This window comes from Streptomyces sp. NPDC017940 (genome assembly GCF_044328435.1).
Lineage (GTDB): Bacteria > Actinomycetota > Actinomycetes > Streptomycetales > Streptomycetaceae > Streptomyces.
The window spans coordinates 240,004-260,568 of the sequence record NZ_JBIRHJ010000004.1 but is presented as its reverse complement, the minus strand read 5'-3'; the positions used below and the strand labels follow the sequence as shown (position 1 = coordinate 260,568).

Annotated in this window: 1 protein-coding gene; it reads left to right on the top strand. The window is 75.8% G+C overall.

Annotation, left to right across the window (positions count from 1 at the left end; genetic code table 11):
• The first annotated feature begins 6 nt into the window (after positions 1-6).
• Positions 7-20,541, top strand: coding sequence for a non-ribosomal peptide synthase/polyketide synthase (locus tag ACH4DX_RS15630; protein WP_398155460.1), 20,535 nt, complete (start codon positions 7-9; stop codon positions 20,539-20,541).
• Positions 20,542-20,565: the final 24 nt, after the last annotated feature.

Sequence of the window (20,565 nt, the reverse complement as noted above, 5' to 3'; positions counted from 1 at the left end):
ACCACCATGACGTCTTCGAAGCGAGACCGCGCCGACGCCCTGCCCGCGGACCTCAAAGAGGCGCTGCGCCGCCGCCTCGCCGGACGGGCCGGGGCCACCGGTGCGGCCGGCCCGGACGGGGCACCGGACGCGGCCCGCCGCGGCATCCCGCGCGCGGACCGCACCCGTCCGCTGCCGCTGTCCTTCGCCCAGCAGCGGCTGTGGTTCCTCGACCGGCTGAGCCCCGGCGACGCCGGATACAACAGCGCGGTCGCCCTGCGGCTCACCGGCCCGCTGGACCGCACCGCCCTGTCCCGCGCCATCGACACCCTGGTGGCCCGGCACGAGGCGCTGCGCACCACGTTCGAGGAGAACGAGGGGCGGCCCGCGCAGACCGTGCGCCCCGCGGGGCCCGTGGCGCTGCCGGTACGGGACCTCGCCGCGGCGGACGGGGACGCCCCGGCCGCCCGGAACGGGCACGCCCCCAGTGCGGCGGGCGCCGCACTGGACGCGGCGCTCCTCGAGGAGTACGACCGCCCCTTCGACCTCGACGCCGACGAGCTGCTGCGCGCGCTGCTGCTGCGGGAGTCGGACACCGCGCACGTCCTGATGCTGACGGCTCATCACATCGTGACCGACGGCTGGTCGATGGGCGTGCTCCTGGAAGAGCTGTGCACCGCCTACGACGCCTTCGCCCGCGGCACGGAGCCGGACCTGCCGCCGGTGGCGACGCAGTACCCGGACTTCGCGGTGTGGCAGCGGGAGCAGCTCTCCGGCGCTCGCCTGGAACGCCAGATCGCCTACTGGAAGAAGCAGCTCACCGGTTCCGTGCCGCCCGCGCTGCCGCTGGACCGACCGCGCGGCGGAGAGGGCGCGGGGGCGGGCGCGATGCACCACTTCACGGTGCCCGCCGACGTCACGGCCCGGCTGCGCGCCCTCGCCACGGGGCAGCACACCACCCTGTTCACCTCCCTGGTCGCCGCCTGCCAGACCCTGCTGGCCCGCTGGTCCGGGCAGGACGACATCACCGTCGGCTCCCTGACACCCGGACGGCCCCGCACCGACCTGGAACGCGCCGTCGGCTTCTTCGCGCACACCGTCGTCCTGCGCACCCCCGTGGCGTCCGGCGGCTCCTTCCGCGAACTGCTCGCGGCCGCCGCCGACACCGTCAACGAGGCCTTCGCGCACGGCGACACCCCGTTCGAACGCCTGGTGGAGGCCGTCGGCGCACCCCGCGAGGCGGGCCGCAACCCGCTGTTCGACGTCATGGTGCTGCTGCACCCGGACCCGCCCGCGGCGCCCGCCCTGCACGGTCTGGCCGTCGCCCCGGTGAGCGTGCCGCGGCAGGCCGCCGCGTTCGACCTGAGCGTGGAGTTCGTCCCCGACGGCGACCGGCTCGCGGGCATGCTCGAGTACCGCACCGACCTGTTCGACGCGGCCACCGCCGAGCGGATGGCGCACCAGCTGCTTCGGCTGCTCGACGCCGCCACCACGGAACCGGACCGGCCCCTGGACGCGCTGCCCCTGCTCTCCCCGGACGAGGCGCGGCGCGTCACGGACGAGTGGAACGCCACCGCGCGCCCCGTCCCCACCACGACCTGCCCCGAGCTGTTCGCGCGCAGGGCCGCACGCACCCCGCACGCCACCGCCCTGGTCGCGGGCGGCGAGCGCCTCGACTACGCGACGCTCGACGCCCGCGCCACCCGGCTCGCCCACCACCTCGCCGCCCGGGGCGCGGGTCCCGAACGCCTCGTCGCCCTGCGCCTGCCGCGCACCGCCGACATGGTCGTGGCGATCCTCGCCGTGTGGAAGTCGGGCGCCGGCTATCTACCGCTCGACCTGGCGCTGCCCGATGAGCGGGTGCGCTTCCTGCTCGACGACGCGCGACCGGCCCTCGTCCTCGACGAGGAGATGCTGCGGTCGCTGGGCGACGCACCTGGTGGACCGGGCGCGGCGGACGCGCCGCATGCTGCGGGCGCCTCCCGCGATTCGGACGCCGGGGGTGAGCGGGCCGGTGCGGTCGCTCCCGACGGGCCGGGCTCCACGGGCGGCGCTCCCGGCGAGCCAGGCCCCACGGACGCCCCCGGGGTGCCCGCCCCGGCAGGAGCCACCGCGCTCGCTCCGCCCGACCCCGACACCACCGCCTACGTCATCTACACTTCCGGCTCCACCGGCCGCCCCAAGGGCGTCGCCGTGTCCCACCGGTCCGCGGCGAACCTGCTCGCGGGGCACCGGGAGGGGTTCGTCGCCGACGCCGGGGGCGGGCCGCTGCGGGTGGCGCTGACCGCGTCGTTCTCCTTCGACACCTCGCTGGAAGGCGTCCTGCTGATGGCCGACGGCCATCCGCTGCACCTCGTCGACGAGACGACAAGGCTCGACGCCGCCGCCCTGGTCGAGTACGTCGTCGAGCACCGCGTGGACTTCCTCGACCTGACGCCCTCCTACCTGCGGCAGCTGCTGCCCGCGGGACTCCTCACCGACCCGCGCCACCACCCGCGCGTGCTCATGCTCGGCGGCGAGGCCATCGGCCCCGGCCTGTGGCGCGAGCTGGCCACGCACCGGGACGTGGCCGCGTACAACTTCTACGGCCCCACCGAGTGCACGGTCGACGCCCTGGCCTGCCGCATCGAGGGTGACGACCGGCCACTGGTGGGACGGCCGCTGCCCAACGTGCGGGCCTACGTCCTCGACGCGGGCCTGCGGCCCGTACCGCCCGGCGTCGGCGGCGAGCTGTACCTCGCGGGCGAGCAGCTGGCCCGCGGCTACGCCGGACGCCCCGGCCTCACCGCCGCCCGCTTCCTCCCCGACCCCTACGGCCCGCCGGGCACCCGGATGTACCGCACCGGCGACCTGGCCCGCTGGACCGCCGACGGCCGCATCGACTACCTCGGGCGCGCCGACGACCAGGTGAAGGTGCGCGGGCACCGCATCGAGCCCGGCGAGGTCGAGGCGGCGCTGCTGGACCTGCCGGAGATCACCGCCGCCGCGGTCGTCGCGGTGCCCGACGCCCACGGCCACCTGCGCCTCGCCGCCTACGTCGTGCCCGCCGCGGACACGGACCGGCCCACGGCCCCGCAGCTGCGGGCCGCCTGCCGCCGGGTCCTGCCCGACCACATGGTGCCGTCGTCCTTCACCCCGCTCGACGCGCTGCCCTTGACCACCAGCGGCAAGCTCGACCGCCGTGCCCTGCCCGCCCCCGACCTCGACGCCGCCCCGCGCGAGCGGGAGTTCGTCGCCCCGCGCACCGGCGACGAGCAGACGCTCGCCGACATCTGGGCCGACGTCCTCGGCATCGCCCAAGTCGGCGTCACCGACAACTTCTTCGAACTGGGCGGCGACTCCATCCTCAGCATCCAGGCCGTCTCGCGCGCCCGCGCGGCCGGACTCCAGCTGACCTCGCAGGACGTCTTCCGCCACCAGACCGTCGCCGACCTGGCCACCGCCGTGTCCCGCAGGGCCGCCGCGACCCCCGCGCCCCGGCGGCCGCGCGCCGAAGGGCCCGCCCCGCTGACCCCCGTACAGGAGTGGTTCTTCGCCACCCACGGCGCGCTCGGCCACTTCAGCATGTCGATGCTCCTCGACCTGCCGCACGACGTCGACGAGCAGGCACTGGAGCGCGCCCTGACCGCCCTCGTGGCGCAGCACGCGGCGCTGCGCACCCGGTTCGCGCGCACCGGCGGCACCTGGAAGCAGCACCCGGGCACCGTTCCGTCCTCCGGCCTGCTCACCCGTCACGACCTGTCCGCCGCCCCCGACCCCACCGGGGCCCGCACCGAGGCCGCGGACGCGGCCCGCGCCGCCCTCGACCCGGCCACCGGCACCCTGCTGCGCGCCGTCCTGCTGCTGCCCGCGCCCGGCGAGCGCCCCCAGCTCTTCCTGACCGCCCACCACCTGGCCGTCGACAGCGTCTCCTGGCGCATCCTCCTGCCCGACCTGGAACAGGCCTACCGGCAGGCGGCCGCCGGTGACCCCGTGCGACTGGAGCCCGGCACCACCGAGTTCACCGACTGGGCCGCACACCTGTCGGACCGGGTGCGCGCCGGTGAGCTCGACGACGACCTGCCGTACTGGACGGCCGAGGCCGCCGCGCCCCGCACCCCGCTGCCCGTCGACAGGACCGCGACCCCGCTCGCCGGATCGGTGCGCACCGTCCGCACCCGTGTGGACCGCGCCACCACCGGGGCCCTCCTGCGCAAGGTGCCCGGCGTCTACCGCACCCAGGTCAACGACGTGCTGCTCAGCGCGCTCGGCAGGGTGCTCGCCGACTGGACGGGCACCGAGCGCGTGACCGTCGCCCTGGAGGGGCACGGCCGTGAGGACGACACCGTCGACGTGTCCCGCACGGTGGGCTGGTTCACCACCCAGTACCCCGTCACCCTCACCCCGGCGGGACCGGCCGGCGCACCCGACTGGGGCGCCACCCTGAAGTCCGTCAAGGAACGGCTGCGCGCCGTGCCCCGGCGCGGCCTGAGCTACGAGGCCCTCGCCCGCCTCGGCTCGCCCGACCCCGCCGCGCGGGCGCTGCGCGAACTGCCGCTGCCCCAGGTGTGCTTCAACTACCACGGGCAGTGGGACACCTCCGGAGGCCAGGAGTTCGCACCGGCCGCCGACGTGCCGGGCCGGGACATGACCCCCGACGCACCCCTCGACCACCTCCTGGACGTCGCGGCCGTGGTCGCCGACGGCGAACTGGAGATCATCTGGCACTACAGCGAGCAGACCCACGACGCGGACACCGTACGGAGTCTGGCCGACGGCATGGTCAGGGCGCTCGGCGCCATCACCGAGCACTGCGCGCGGCCCGACGCGGGCGGCCGCACCCCCTCCGACTTCCCGCTCGCCCGCCTCGACCAGGCGGGCGTGGACCGCCTCGCCGGTACCGGGCGCACCGTGGAGGACCTGCTCCCGCTGACGCCGCTTCAGGAGGGCATGCTCTTCCACCGTCTGGTCGGCGGCCCGGACGACGTCTACGTGGACCAGGCCGACCTGCTCCTCGAGGGCGTCGGCGACCCGGAGGCCTTCGCCGCTGCCTGGCAGGGCGTCACCGACCGGACACCCGCGCTGCGGACCTCCGTGGTCTGGGAGGGCGTACCCGTACCGCTCCAGGTCGTGCACCGCTCCGTACGCGTGCCGGTCACCCACCTGGACTGGCGCGAACTCGACGAGGACGAGCTGTCCGAGCGCCTCGACCGGTTCCGCACCGAGGACCTCGCACGCGGCATCGACCTCGCCGCCGCCCCGCTGATGCGCCTCGCCCTGATCCGGCTGCCCGACGCGCGCCTGCGCCTGCTGTGGACCTCCCACCACCTGATCCTGGACGGCTGGAGCCTCGCCCAGGTGCTCTCCGAGGTGTGCGAGGAGTACGCGGTCCGCAGCACCGGAAGCAGCCCGCAGCCGGTGGTGCGCCGCCCCTTCGCCGACTATGTGCGATGGCTGGCCGAGCAGGACGCCGACGCCGGGCGCGCGCACTGGAGCGCCGCGCTCGACGGCTTCGCCACGCCCACCCCGCTGCCCCTCGACCGGCGCCTGGGCGAGGCCCACCAGGCACGCTCCGCGGGCCTGCACCAGGGCGGCCTGTCCGACGCGGACTCCGCCGCGCTCGCCCGCACCGCCCGGCGTGCCGGACTCACCGTCAACACCGTGGTCCAGGGCGCCTGGGCGCTGCTCCTGTCCCGCTACAGCGCCGAACAGGACGTGGTGTTCGGCACCACGGTGTCCGGCCGCCCCGACGACCTGCCGGGCGTCGAGACCATGGTGGGCATGTTCATCAACACCGTGCCCACCCGGGTGCGGGTCGACGGCGGCGCCACGGCGAGCGCGTGGCTGCGCGAACTCCAGGAGGCACAGGCCGAGGCGCGCCGCTTCGCCGCGGTCTCCCTGGCCGAACTGACCTCGCTCAGCGACGTGCCGTCCGGCACCCCGCTGTTCCACAGCATGGTCGCCTTCGAGAACTACCCCTTCGACGAGGCCCGCACGGCGGCGTCCGGCGTGCGCCTCGCCGACGTCACCTCGCGCGACGCCACCAACTACCCGCTGGTCCTGCGCGCCTACCAGGGCGAGCGCGTCGGCTTCGACCTCGCCTACGACCCCGACCTGTTCGACGAGGGCACCGCGCGGTCCCTCGCCGACCGGCTGTGCCTGCTGCTCGCCGCGATCGCGGCGGACCCCGAACGGCCGCTGCGCGACCTGCCCTGGACCACTGCCGACGAGCGGGCCGCCGTCCTCGCCGACGCGAACGGCACCCGGCACACCCGCCCCACCGACACCTTGGTGGACCTCTTCGAGGCACAGGCCGCACGCACCCCGCACGCCACCGCCGTCACCTGCGGGGGCGACCACCTCGACTACGCGACGCTCGACGCGCGGGCGGGCCGCCTCGCCCACCGCCTCGCCGAGGCCGGCGCCGGACCCGAGCACTACGTCGCCCTCGCCGTGCCCCGCTCCACCGACCTCGTCGTGGCGATCCTCGCCGTCCTGAAGGCGGGTGCCGCCTACCTGCCGGTCGACCCCCGGCTGCCCGCCGAACGCGTCGCCCACCTGCTCGGCGACGCGGCCCCCGTGGCCTTCGTGACCACCACCGACGCCGCCGTGCCCGCCGAGGGCACCGGTGTGCCCGTGCTGCTCCTCGACGACCCCGCGGTCCGCACCGACCTCGCCCAGCGGCCCGCGGGCCTCCCGGAGCGGGTCCGCCGTCCACTGCCGGAGAGCCCCGCCTACGCCATCTACACCTCCGGTTCCACCGGCCGCCCCAAGGGCGTGGTGGTCCCGCACGCCAACGTCGTACGCCTGTTCACCCGCACCCGGCACTGGTTCGGCTTCGACGAGCACGACGTGTGGACGCTGTTCCACTCCTACGCCTTCGACTTCTCCGTGTGGGAGCTGTGGGGGCCGCTGCTGCACGGCGGCCGGCTCGTCGTCGTACCCGACGACGTCGCCCGCTCCCCGGAGGACTTCCTGCGCCTGCTCGCCGACGAGCGCGTCACCGTGCTCAACCAGACCCCGTCCGCCTTCCACTCGCTGGCCCGCGCCGACGCCGAACACCCCGAGCTGAGCGCCCGCCTGGCGCTGCGCACCGTGGTTTTCGGCGGCGAGGCCCTGGACGTCGACCGGCTCGCCGACTGGTTGACCAGGCACGGCAACGACGCGCCGCGCCTGGTCAACATGTACGGCATCACCGAGACCACCGTCCACGTCACCTACGCGCCCCTGGACGGCGCGACGGCACACACGGGCACCGCGAGCCCCATCGGCACCGGCATCCCCGACCTGCGGGTCCACGTCCTCGACGGCGACCTGGCGCCCGTACCGCCCGGCGCGATCGGGGAGATGTACGTCGCCGGCGACGGCCTGGCCCGCGGCTACCTCGGGCGGCCCGGCCTGACGGCGACCCGCTTCCTGGCCGACCCGTTCGGCCCCTCCGGCAGCCGCATGTACCGCACCGGCGACCGGGCACGCCGCCGCGCCGACGGCACCCTGGAGTACCTCGGCCGCGCCGACCAGCAGGTGAAGATCCGCGGCTACCGCATCGAGCCCGGCGAGATCGAGGCCGCCCTGCACCGCCACCCGGGCGTGGGCGCCGCGACGGTCGGCGTGTACGAGGACTCCGCCGGGACACGGCGCCTCGTCGCCCACGTCGTCGGCGCCGGGAGCGGCGACGCGCACGGCGACGGTCCCGACGGCGGCGGCCGCGGCGGCGAACCCGGACGCACGGCGCCCGCCGCCCCGTCCGCCGCCGATCTGCGCGCCCACCTGGAGCGCCTCCTGCCCGCCCACATGGTCCCCGCGGCCTACGTACCGCTCGCGGCACTCCCGCTCACCGTCAACGGCAAGCTCGACCGGCGAGCGCTGCCCGCTCCCGGCCCCGACGGCTTCGCCACCGGCACCGACCGCGTCCCGCCGCGCACCCCCGCGGAACGCGCGGTCGCCGCCGCCTGGACGGACGTCCTCGACACCGGCGCCGTGGGCGCCGACGACGACTTCTTCGCGCTCGGCGGCGACTCCATCCTCGCCGTACGCGTGACGTCCCGGCTGCGCACGGCCTTCGGCCAGGACGTCTCACCGCGGCTCCTGTTCACCCACCCCACGCTGTCCGCCCTGGCCGCCGCGCTCGGCGACCCGGTGGCCGACGGGGACGCGGGTGCGGACGTCATTCCGGCCGCGGACCCCGGCACCGCGCCCCCGCTGTCGTACGCGCAGCAGCGCCTGTGGTTCCTCGACCGCTTCGAACCCGGAAGCACCGAGTACACGACGCTGTCCGTGCTGCGGCTGCGCGGCACCCTCGACGAGACCGCCCTGCGCACGGCCCTCGACGGCCTCGTGGCCCGGCACGAAGCGCTGCGCACCACCTTCGCCGAGGAGGAGGGGCGGGCCCGGCAGGTCGTCCACGCGCCGTACACCGTGGAACTGCCTCTCGACGTCCTGTCGGGCGCCGACAAGGACGCGCAGCTCGACGCCGTCGTCGGGCGCGCCGCCGCGACCCCCTTCGACCTGGCCACCGGGCCGCTGCTGCGCGCCAGGATCGTACGCGCGGCCGACGACGAGCACGTCCTGGTGCTCGCCGTCCACCACATCGTCACCGACGGCTGGTCCGGCGCCGTCCTCGGCCGTGACCTCGGCGAGCTGTACGCGGCGGCCCTGGAACAGCGCGCGCCCGAGCTGCCCGCCCTGCCCGTGCGCTACACCGACTACGCCGCCTGGCAGCGCGCCAGGACCGACGTCGCCGACGCGCAACTCGCCCACTGGCGCGAGGCCCTGTCCGGCCTGGAACCCCTGGAGCTGCCCACCGACAGGCCGCGCCCCGCCGTGCGGACCCGCGACGGCGCCCTGGTGACCTTCCACCTGCCCGCCGGCCTCACCGAGCGGCTGCGCGCGACGGCCCGGAGCGCCGACGCCACCCTGTACATGACGCTGCTCACGGCCTGCCAGATCCTGCTGGCCCGCTGGGCCGACCAGGAGGACGTCGCCGTCGGCACCGTGACCGCGGGCCGCGAGCGCCCCGAACTCGACGACGTCGTCGGCATGTTCGTCAACACGCTCGTGCTGCGCGCCCGCGTTCGGCCCGACCGGCCCTTCCACGAACTGCTCACCGAGGCGCGCACCACCGTCCTGGACGCCTTCGCCCACCAGGAAGTGCCCTTCGAGCGGCTCGTGGACGCCCTGGAGCCCGAGCGTGACACAAGCCGCACCCCGCTGTTCCAGGTCATGGTGGCCCTGCACAACCTGGGGGCGGAGACACCCCGCATGCCGGGCCTCGCCGTCGAGCCCGTGACACCGCCCGTCCGCAACGCGACCTTCGACCTCGCCTTCGACTTCGTCGAGCACGACGGCGGCGTCACCGGGCACCTGGAGTACAACACCGGCCTGTTCGACGCCGACACCGTCGAACGCCTCGCCGCGCGCCTCACCCTGCTCCTCGAAGCGGCCGCCGACGACCCGCGGGAGAAGGCCTGGGCGCTGCCCCTGATGACCGCCGCCGAGCGCCGTCAGGTCGTCGAGGAGTGGCAGAGCGACCCGCTCCCGGAGGCCGCCGGCGCCTTCACCGCCCTGTTCGAGGCGCAGGCGGCCCGCACCCCGCACGCCACCGCCCTGGTGGCCCGCGACGCCACGCTCGACTACGCGACCCTCAACACCCGCGCCAACCGCCTCGCCCACCACCTCCTCGCCCTCGGCGTCGGCCCGGAGACGGTCGTCGCGGTCCGGCTGCCGCGCACCACGGACCTGTTCGTCGCCCTCCTCGCCGTCCTGAAGGCGGGCGGCACCCTGCTCTGCGTCGACCCCGACCTGCCCGAGGAACGCGTGACGTTCCTCCTCACGGACGCCGCCCCGCGCACGGTCCTGACGCCCGCGACCCTCCGCGAGGTGCCCTGGGCCCTGCTGCCCGCACACGACCCGGCCGACGCCGACCGCCCGGCACCCCTGCGCCCCGACAACGGCGCCTACATCATCTACACCTCCGGCTCCACGGGACGGCCCAAGGGCGTCGTCGTGGAACACCGGCACCTGGTCAACCTCTGCCACGACCACCGCGAAGGCCTCGTCGCCCCGCACACCGCCGACGGACGGCGCCTGAAGGCCGCGCTCAGCGCGTCCTTCTCCTTCGACACGTCCTGGGAGGGCCCGCTGCTCCTCGCCCTCGGCCAGGAGGTGCACCTCGTCGACGAGGACGTGCGCCTGGACCCGGAGGCCTTCTGCGCACAGGTCGCCGACAGCGCCCTCGACCTGGTGAACGTCACGCCCTCCTTCCTCCGCGAACTGACCGCCGCCGGGCTCCTCGCCCCCGGCCGCCACCACCCCCGCCTGCTCCTCGTGGGCGGCGAGGCCGTCGGCAGCGACACCTGGCGCGAACTGTGCGCGGCCGCGGACCTGGGCGTCACCGCGTACAACATGTACGGCCCCACCGAGTGCACCGTCGACGCCGTCTACGGCCGCTGCGCGGCACAGCCCGCCCGCCCGGTCGTCGGCCGCCCCGGACGCGGCCTGCGCGCCTACGTCCTGGACGCCGCGCTCCGCCCCGTCCCGCCCGGTGTCCCGGGCGAGCTGTACCTCGCGGGCGCCCAGGTGGCCCGCGGCTACCTCGGCAGGCCGGGGCTGACCGCGGGCCGCTTCCTCGCCGACCCGTTCGGCGGCCCGGGGGAGCGGATGTACCGCACCGGCGACCGGGCCCGCTGGGACGCCGGCGGCCTGCTCGAATTCCTCGGCCGTGCCGACGAGCAGGTCAAGATCCGCGGCTTCCGCGTCGAGCCCGGCGAGGTCGAGGCCGCGCTCCTGGCCGCGCCGGACGTCGCCGACGCCGTGGTGACGGTCCGCGAACACGCGGGCCGCGCCCTGCTCGTGGCGCACCTGGTGCCCGCGGGCGAGCACCCGCCGACCCCCGACGACCTGCGGGCACGGCTGCGGCGGACCCTGCCCGACCACATGGTGCCCGCGGCCTTCGTGCCGCTGGCGAGGATCCCGCGGACCGCCAGCGGCAAGACCGACCGGCGCGCGCTGCCCGCCCCGCCCGCACAGCCGGACAGCGGTACGCCGTACGTGGCGCCCCGCACCGGCGGCGAGGAGCGCCTCGCGGCCATCTGGGCCGAGGTCCTCGGGGTGGAGCGCGTCGGCGCCCGCGACGACTTCTTCGCCCTCGGCGGCGACTCGATCCTCAGCATCCAGATCGTCTCCCGCGCCCGGCAGGCCGGGCTCGCCCTGACCACCAAGGACGTCTTCCGCCACCGCACGGTCGCCGAACTCGCCCTGTGCGCGCGGGCAGCGGCGCCCCGGAGCGCGGCGGCGGACACCACCGTGCCGACCGAAGCCCCGCTCACGCCCATCCAGCGCTGGTACCTCGACGGCCGCGCCCCCGGCGACCCGCTGCGCTTCACCATGACCCAGCGCCTCGAACTGTCCCCGGGCACCGACCTGTCCGCCCTCGCGGAGGCCGCGGACGCCCTCGTACGCCACCACGCCGCCCTGCGCACCCGCTTCCGCCGCACCGGTGACGACGGCTGGCGCCAGGAAGTCCTGCCCGAGCCGCCCGGCGAACTCCTCACCCACCACGACGTGACCGGCCTCGACGACGCCGCCGTGGAGAGCGAGGTGCAGCGCAGCGCGGACGCCGCCCAGGCCTCGCTGGAACCCGCCGAAGGCCGGGTCGTCCGCTTCCTCGTCTTCGACCGCGGCCCCGGCAGGACCGCACAGCTCGTGATCACCGTGCACCACCTGGTGATGGACGGCGTGTCCTGGCGCATCCTGCTCGCGGACCTGGAGAGCGCCCACCGCGCCGCCACCGCGGGCAGGACCGTCACGCTGCCCCCGGTCGGAACCGCCTACAGCCAGTGGGCCGCCCTGCTCGACCGGCACACCCGCTCCGGCGGCCTCGACGCCGACCTCGCGTACTGGACCCGCCCCGCCACGCCCGCCGCCCTGCCGCCGGGCAGGACCGGACCCAACACCCACGGCACCGCCGCCACCGTCACCGTCACGCTGACGGCCGAGGACACCGGGGCACTGCTCCGCCAGGTCCCCGACGTCTACCGCACCCAGGTCAACGACGTGCTGCTCAGCGCCTTCACCCGCACCCTCGGCCGCTGGTGCGCCCACGACACCGTGCTCGTCGGCGTGGAGGGGCACGGCCGCGAGGACCTCTTCGAAGGATCCGGCACCGACGGCCCGGGGGACGCGGGTGACCCCGGCGACGTCGACCTGTCGCGGACCGTCGGCTGGTTCACCGCCGAGTACCCGCTCACCCTGGACGTCGACCCGGACGCGGGATGGCGCGACACCCTGCGCTCCGTCAAGGAACAGCTCCGCGCGGTCCCGCACCACGGCCTCAGCCACGGCGCCCTGCGCCGGCTCCTCCCGGGCAGCCCCCTCGCCGACGGGCCCACACCGCAGGTCGGCTTCAACTACCACGGGCAGTGGGACGCGGGCAGCGGCACGGGCGACAGCGACGGAGGCCTGTACCGCGGCGTCCTCCCGTCGGCGGGACGCGACACCGACCCCGACGAACCACGGCCCTACCTCCTGGACCTGACCGGCGTCGTCCAGGACGGCCGCCTCGAACTCGGCCTGACCTACCCCACCGCCGTCTACGACGAGGCCACCGTCCGCCGCCTCGCCGAGGACACGTGCGCGGCGCTGCGCGACATCGTGGCGCACTGCGCGCGGCCGGACGCGGGCGGCCGCACCCCGTCCGACTTCCCGCTCACCGACCTCACCCAGGAGCAACTGGACCGGCTCGTGGGCGACGGCCGCGACGTGGCGGACGTCCTGCCCCTGACACCCCTTCAGTCCGGGATGCTCTTCCACGGCCTCGTCGACGACGCGGGCGCCTACTTCGACAGGACCGCGGTACGGCTGACCGGCGTGGCCGACCCGAGGGCCCTCGCGCAGGCCTGGCAGGAGGTGGCCGACCGCACCCCGGCGCTGCGCACCAGCGTCCACTGGCGGCAACTGCCGCACCCGGTGCAGGTGGTGCACCGGCACGCGGAACTGCCCGTCACCCACCTGGACTGGCGCGACCTCACCTCCGAGCAGCGCGCCGCGGCCACGGAGCGGCTCCTCGCCGACGACCGCGGCGCGGGCATGGAGCTGACCACCGCGCCCCTCACCCGCATCACCCTCGCCGCCCTGCCCGGCGACGAGGTCCTGCTGCTGTGGTCCTCGCACCATCTGGTCCTCGACGGCTGGAGCACCGGGCAGCTGCTCACCGAGGTGTGCGAACGGTACGCCGCCCGCACCGGCGGCACGGACGCGGCACCGCCCCTGCGGCGACCGTTCGCGGACTTCGTACGATGGCTGCGCGACCAGGACGAGGGCGCCGCCGAACGGTTCTGGGCCGAGGCGCTCGCCGGGTTCGATGCCGCGACGCCCCTGCCCTACGACCGGGCGCCCGCCGAGGCCCACCGCGCCCGCTCCGGGGACGCCGTCCGGCGCGACCTCGACGTGTCCGTGTCCCGGCGGCTGCGGGAGACGGCCGCCCGTGCCGGTCTCACCGTCAACACCGTGGTGCAGGCCGCCTGGGCGCTGCTGCTCGCCCGCTACAGCGGCCGCCGCGACGTGGTGTTCGGCACGACCGTGTCAGGACGCCCCGCCGAACTGCCCGGCGTGGAATCCATGGTGGGCATGTTCATCAACACGGTGCCGACGCGCGTGCGGGTGCCCGCGGACGGCGTGCTGCCCTGGCTGCGCGGACTCCAGGAGGAGCAGAGCGACGCCCGGCGCCACGACTTCATGGCCCTCTCCCGCATCCAGGCCCTGAGCGACGTCCCGACGGGACAGGCCCTCTTCGACAGCATGGTGGTGTTCGAGAACTATCCCGTCGACGAGTCGGCCACCGCCCGCACCGGCGTGGGCGTGGCGGACGTGCACGCCGACGACGCCACGACGTTCCCCCTGTGCCTGCGCGCCCACGTCAGCGACCGGCTCGGCTTCGACCTGGCCTATGACGCCGCTCTCTTCGACCGCGCCACCGTGGAACGCGCGGTCGACCGCCTCGCCGCGCTCCTCACCCGGCTCGCCGACGGCATCCCCGGCACACCCGACGACCTCGACCTGCTCACCGCCGACGACCGCGAGCTGCTGCGCCGGTGGAACACCCCCGCCCGGCAGGTGCCCCCGCGCAGCCCCGTCGACCTGTTCGCCGAGCAGACCCTGCGCACCCCAGGCGCGACCGCCCTGCACGACGGCGACCGCCGGCTGACCTACCGGCAGCTCGACGACTGGTCCGACCGCCTGGCGTCCCGGCTGCTCACCGACGGCCTGCGCCCCGAGGGCCGCGTCGCCCTCCTGATGGACCGCTCCGCCGAACTGGTGGTCGCCCAACTCGCCGTCCTGAAGGCGGGCGGCGCCTACGTACCCGTGGACACCCGCGCCCCCGAGGACCGCCGCCACACCCTGCTCGCCCGGGCGGGCGTCACGGCACGCGTCACCGCCGCCGACGTCGGCGCCGCGCTCGCCACCCCCGGCGCGACACCGGCCGCCCCCGGCGCGACACCGGCCGCCCCCGGCGGGAGGCTCACCGCCCCCGCCGCCGACCCCGACCGGCTCGCCTACGTCATGTTCACCTCCGGCTCCACCGGTGAGCCGAAGGCCGTGGCCGTACGCCACCGCGACGTGGCGTCGCTCGCCACCGACGGCCGCTTCGCCGACGGCGTGTGCGCCCGGGTCCTGCTGCACTCGCCCGTCGCGTTCGACGCCGCCACCTTCGAGGTGTGGGCGCCGCTCCTGACCGGCGGCTGCGTCGTCGTGGCTCCGGGCGACACGGTGGACGCGGCCCTGCTGCGCCGTCTCGCCCGACCCGCCGCGGGGGCCGGCACGGCGTCCGGCACGGCGTCCGGCGGTGCGGGTGCGGGTGCCGGAGTCGGGGACGGCCCGGGCGGGCTGACCGCGCTGTGGCTGACCGCCGGGCTCTTCCGGCTCCTCGCCCAGGACGCCCCGGACTGCTTCGCGGGCCTGCGCCAGGTGTGGACCGGGGGCGACGTGGTTCCCGCCGCCGCCGTACGCCGCGTGCTCGACGCCTGCCCCGGACTGACCGTGGTGGACGGGTACGGCCCGACCGAGACCACGACCTTCGCCACCTCCCACGCCCTGGCGGACGCGACGGCGGTGCCCGACACCGTGCCGATCGGCCGCCCCCTGGACGACATGCGCGTCCACGTCCTCGACGCCCGCCTGCGGCCCGTGCCGCCGGGCTGCGCGGGCGAGCTGTTCCTGGCGGGCGAGGGCCTGGCCCGCGGCTACCTGGGCCGGGGCGGCGACACCGCGGCCCGCTTCCTCGCCGACCCCTACGCCGGTCCCGGTGAGCGGATGTACCGCACCGGCGACCTGGCAAGGCGCCGCCCCGACGGCACCGTGGAGTTCCTCGGCCGCGCCGACGACCAGGTGAAGATCCGCGGGTTCCGGGTCGAGCCCGGCGAGGTGGAGGCCGCCATCGCCACCCACTCCGGCGTGACGGACGTGGCCGTGGTGGCGCGTGAGGACCGGCCGGGCGCCCGGCGCCTCGTCGCCTACCTCGTCGGCCCCGTCGGCGACGACCCCGACGCCCTCGACGCCCTGCGCGAGCACACCCGTGCGGCGCTGCCCGACTACCTCGTCCCCTCCGCGTTCGTGGCCCTCGCGGAACTCCCGCTCAGCGCCAACGGCAAGGTGGACCGCGCGGCACTGCCCGCCCCCGACCCCGACACCGGCGCGCACCCCGGCACCCGTACCGAACCCCGGAACGACGCCGAACGCCGCACGGCGGAGGTCTTCGCGGACGTCCTCGGCGTCGACCGCCCCGGCGTAGAGGACAACTTCTTCCACCTGGGCGGCGACTCCATCCTCAGCATCCGCCTCGCCGCACGGCTCGCCGAGGAGTTCGGCACCGACGTGTCACCCCGCGAGGTGTTCGCCCACCCCTCCCCGGCCGCGCTCGCCGCACTGCTCAGCGACCATAACGCCGCCGGTACGGCGCGTCCCGCCGTCGTCCCGGTCGAGCGCGACGCCACCGCCCCCATGTCGTACGCACAGCAACGCATGTGGTTCCTGGAGGAGTTCGCACCCGGTGGCGCCGAGTACGTCACCTCCCTCGCCCTGCGCCTGCGCGGCCGGCTCGACGTCCGTGCCCTCACCGCAGCGTTCCGCGGCCTGGTGGCACGGCACGAGTCCCTGCGCACCACCTTCGACGCGGTCGACGGCCACGGCGTGCAGGTCGTCCACCCGCCGCACGAGGTGCCGCTGCCGCTCCAGGACCTCTCCGGGCTGCCCGGGGACGAGCGTGAGCCGCGCCTGAAGGACCTGCTCGCCGCCGAGCGCGCCCGCCCGTTCGACCTGCGCGAGGGCCCGCTCCTCCGGGCCGGTCTCGTGCGGCTCGCCGACGACGAGCACGTACTGACCCTGACCCTGCACCACATCGTCACCGACGGCTGGTCCACCGCCGTCCTCACCGACGACCTCGCCCACCTCTACCGCGCCGCACTGAACGGCGGCGGCGCCGAGTTGCCGCCGCTGCCGGTGCAGTACGCCGACTACGCCCACTGGCAGCGCAGCGCCCCCGGCGCGGACGCGCAGCTCGCCCACTGGAAGGAGCACCTGGCCGGCACCGCACCCCTGGACCTGCCCACGGACCGGCCGCGGCCACCCGTGCGCACCCGCGACGGCGCCACCACCTCCCTGGTCCTGCCGCCGGACACCGCCCGCCGCCTCGCCCGGGTCGGCAGGGACCGCGGCACCACCCTGTTCACGACCCTCGTCGCCACCGCGCAGACGTTCCTCGCCAAGCTGACGGGCGGCCGGGACATCGCCGTCGGCACCGTCACCTCGGGCCGCGACCGCGCCGAGATCCAGAACCTCATCGGGTTCTTCGTCAACACCCTGGTCCTGCGCTCCGACGTCGACCCCGACCTGCCCTTCCCCGCCTTCCTCGACGGCGTCCGGCAGACGGTCCAGGACGCCTTCGCCCACCAGGACGTGCCGTTCGAGCAGGTCGTCGACGAGGTGCAGCCCGCCCGCGACACCAGCCGCACCCCGCTGTTCCAGGTGATGGTCGTCCTCCAGAACTCCCCGGCCGCCGACCTGGACCTGCCGGGCCTGCACGTCGAGGACGTCGAGACGGAGCTCCAGCACGCGGCGTTCGACCTCACCCTGGAGTTCGCCGAGACGGAGTCCGGCGCGCTGCACGGCGTGCTCACGTACAACACCGACCTGTTCGACACGGTCACCGCCGAGCGGATGGCAGGCCAGCTCACCACCCTCCTGACCGCGGTCGCCGACGACCCGCACCGCCCGCTCGGCGCCCTGCCCCTGGCCGGTGACGCGGAGCTGAAGGCCCTGCTCGACCAGGGACGCGGCACGCTCCTGGCCGCACCGGCGACCCTGCCGGAACTGTTCGAACGGCAGGTGCGGCGCGCACCCGACGCCGTGGCCCTCGCCGAGGGGTCCCGGCAGTGGACGTACGCCGAGGTCGACCGCGCCGCCAACCGGCTCGCCCACCGCCTCATCGGCCGCGGCGTCGGCCCCGAGCACATCGTCGCCCTCGCCCTGCCGCGCGCCTGCGAAAGCGTCGTCGCCCAGCTCGCCGTGGCCAAGGCGGGCGGCGCCTTCCTGCCCGTCGACCCGAACTACCCCGAGCGGCGGCGCGCGTTCATGGTGCGGGACGCGGGCGCGAGCCTGGTCATCGACGACCCGGCGCAGGTGTGGGTGCGGGACGGCAAGGACACCGCCCCCACGGACGCCGACCGCACCACCGCCCTGACGACCACCCACCCCGCGTACGTCATCTACACCTCCGGGTCCACCGGGACGCCCAAGGGCGTCGTGGTGCCGCACCACGGACTCGCGGCGTTCGCCGCGGGAACCGCGGAGCAGTACGCCGTGGGCCCGGGCGACCGCGTCCTCCAGTTCGCGTCGCCCAGCTTCGACGCCTCCGTCCTGGAACTGTGCTCCGCGCTGCTCAGCGGGGCGACGCTGGTGACCGGCGAGGAGGGCCCGCTGGTCGGTGAGCGCCTCGCCGAGGCCCTCGCGGAGCAGCGCGTCAGCCACACCCTCATCCCGCCCGCGGCCCTCGCCACCGTGCCCCCCGGCACCGCGGGGTCCCTGCCGCACCTGCGGACCCTGATCGTCGGCGCCGAGGCCTGCCCGCCCGACCTGGTCGAGCGGTGGGCCCCCGGCCGCCGGATGATCAACTCGTACGGGCCGACGGAGGCGACGGTCGTCGCCACCTGGACGGGCCCGCTCGCCCCCGGCCCCGCCGCCCCACCGATCGGCCGCCCGGCCGCAGCCACCCGCGTGTACGTCCTCGACGCGGCCATGCGCCCCGTACCGACCGGAGTGACCGGGGAGCTGTACGTGGCGGGACCCGGCCTCGCCCGCGGCTACCTCGGGCGCCCGGGGCTGACCGCGGGGCGCTTCGTCGCCGACCCGTTCGGCGCGCCGGGGGAGCGGATGTACCGCACCGGCGACCTCGTCGTCCGGGCCGCCGACGGCCAACTGCGGTTCGCGGGCCGGGCCGACGACCAGGTCAAGCTGCGCGGCTTCCGCATCGAACCCGGCGAGATCGAGAGCGCGCTGCGCGCCGCGCCGCAGGTACGGGACGCGGCGGTCGTCGTCCGCACGGCTCCGCGCCGGGACGCCCTGGACGCCCTGGACGACGCCGGCGGTGCCGAAGGCACTGACGGCACGCACGGTACAGGCGGGGTTGAAGGGGCCGACGGCGTGCGGGACGCCGCAGGACCGGACGGCGGGGCGGCCGCGGTCGCCGACCACGGCCGACTCGTCGCGTACGTCGTCCCCGCCACGGCGGAACCCGGGGACCTGCCCGTCGCCGAGCTGCGCGACCACCTCGCAGGACTGCTGCCGCCGCACATGGTCCCGTCCGTGTTCGTGCCGCTCGACCACCTGCCGCTCACCCCGAACGGCAAGACGGACCGGCGCGCCCTGCCCGAACCGGGACCCGCCCACACCGGCGGCGGACCGCACACCCCGCCGCGCACCAACACCGAACGCCGGGTCGCCCGCATCTGGAGCGACGTGCTCGGCGTCGACGACATCGGCGCGTACGACAACTTCTTCCACCTCGGCGGCGACTCGATCCTGAGCATGCAGGTGGTGTCGCGCCTGCGCCGCGAGGGCCTGCACCTGGCCACCCGGGACCTGTTCACCCACCAGACCGTGGCCGAGCTCGCCACCGTCGTGCGCACCGCGCCGGAGCACTCCGGGGACGGGCCCGTGACCGGTGACGTGCCGCTCACCCCGATCCAGGACTGGTTCCTGACCACTCCGCGCGCGGGCCACCACCACTTCAACCAGTCGGCCCTCCTCGAACTGCACACCGCGCCCGACCCCACGGCGCTGCGCGCGGCCCTCGCCGCCCTCCTCGAACACCACGACGCGCTGCGGATGCGCTTCACCCACGACGCCGAAGGATGGCACCAGTTCAACCCGCCGCCCGCGTCCGACGACAAGGACCCGTTGGCGCGGTACGACCTGACCGGACTGTCGGCCGAGGAGGCCGACGCGGCCATGGAGAAGGCCGCCGACGACCTGCACACCGCCTTCGACCTCGGCCGCGGCCCGCTGCTGCGGGCGGCCCTGTTCACCGGCGACGCCGAACGGCCGGTGTATCTGCTCCTGGTCGCCCACCACCTGGTCGTGGACGCCGTGTCCTGGCGCATCCTCTCCGACGACCTGGAAGCCGCCTACCGCCAGGCCGCCGACGGCGAGCCCATCGCCCTGGGGGAGCGCACCACCTCCTTCCGCGACTGGGCACGGGGCCTCGCCGCACACGTCGCCGAGGGCGGCCTCGACCACGAACTGCCGTACTGGCAGGAAGCGGTGACCGCCGAGCCCCTGCCGCCCGCCGGCGTGCCGGGAACGGACGCGGGGGAGACCCGCACCCTGTCCGTGGAACTCGACGAGGAGGACACCACGGCACTGCTGCGGGCCGCCCCGACCGCGTACCGCACCCGCGTCAACGACGTCCTGCTCGCCGCGCTCGCCCTGGCACTGGCCCGCTGGACCGGCCACGACCGGGTCCGCCTCGACCTCGAGGGGCACGGCCGTGAGGACGTGCTCGACGACGCCGACCTGTCCCGCACGGTCGGCTGGTTCACCACCGTCCACCCCGTCGCCCTCCAGGTGCCGGACCCGGACGACATCGGCGAGGACCGCGACTGGCGGACCCTCGTGAAGTCCGTACGCCGCCAGCTGCGCGCCGTCCCCGGCAACGGGCTCGGCTTCGGCGCGCTGCGCACCTTCGGCCCGCCCGAGGTGCGCGAGCGACTCGGCGCGGCAGCACACGGGCAGGTGGTGTTCAACTACCTCGGCCAGTGGGACGCCCGCCCGACCGCATCCGACGCCGGACTCGTGCGCACCGAGCACGGCTCCTTCGGCCAGGACCACGACCCGCGGGACAGCGGTTCGCACCCGCTCGAGGTGGTGGGCGCGGTCCAGGAAGGCCGGCTCGCCTTCACCTGGCACCACCGCCCCGGCCTGCACGACACCGAGACCGTGCGGCGCGTGGCAGCCGAGTTCGCCGACGCCCTGCGCCACATAGCCGGGCACGCCCGCGGCACCGCGGCCACCACCGGCAGGAGCCGCCTGTGACGCCACTCGGCCCCCGCGCCCGCG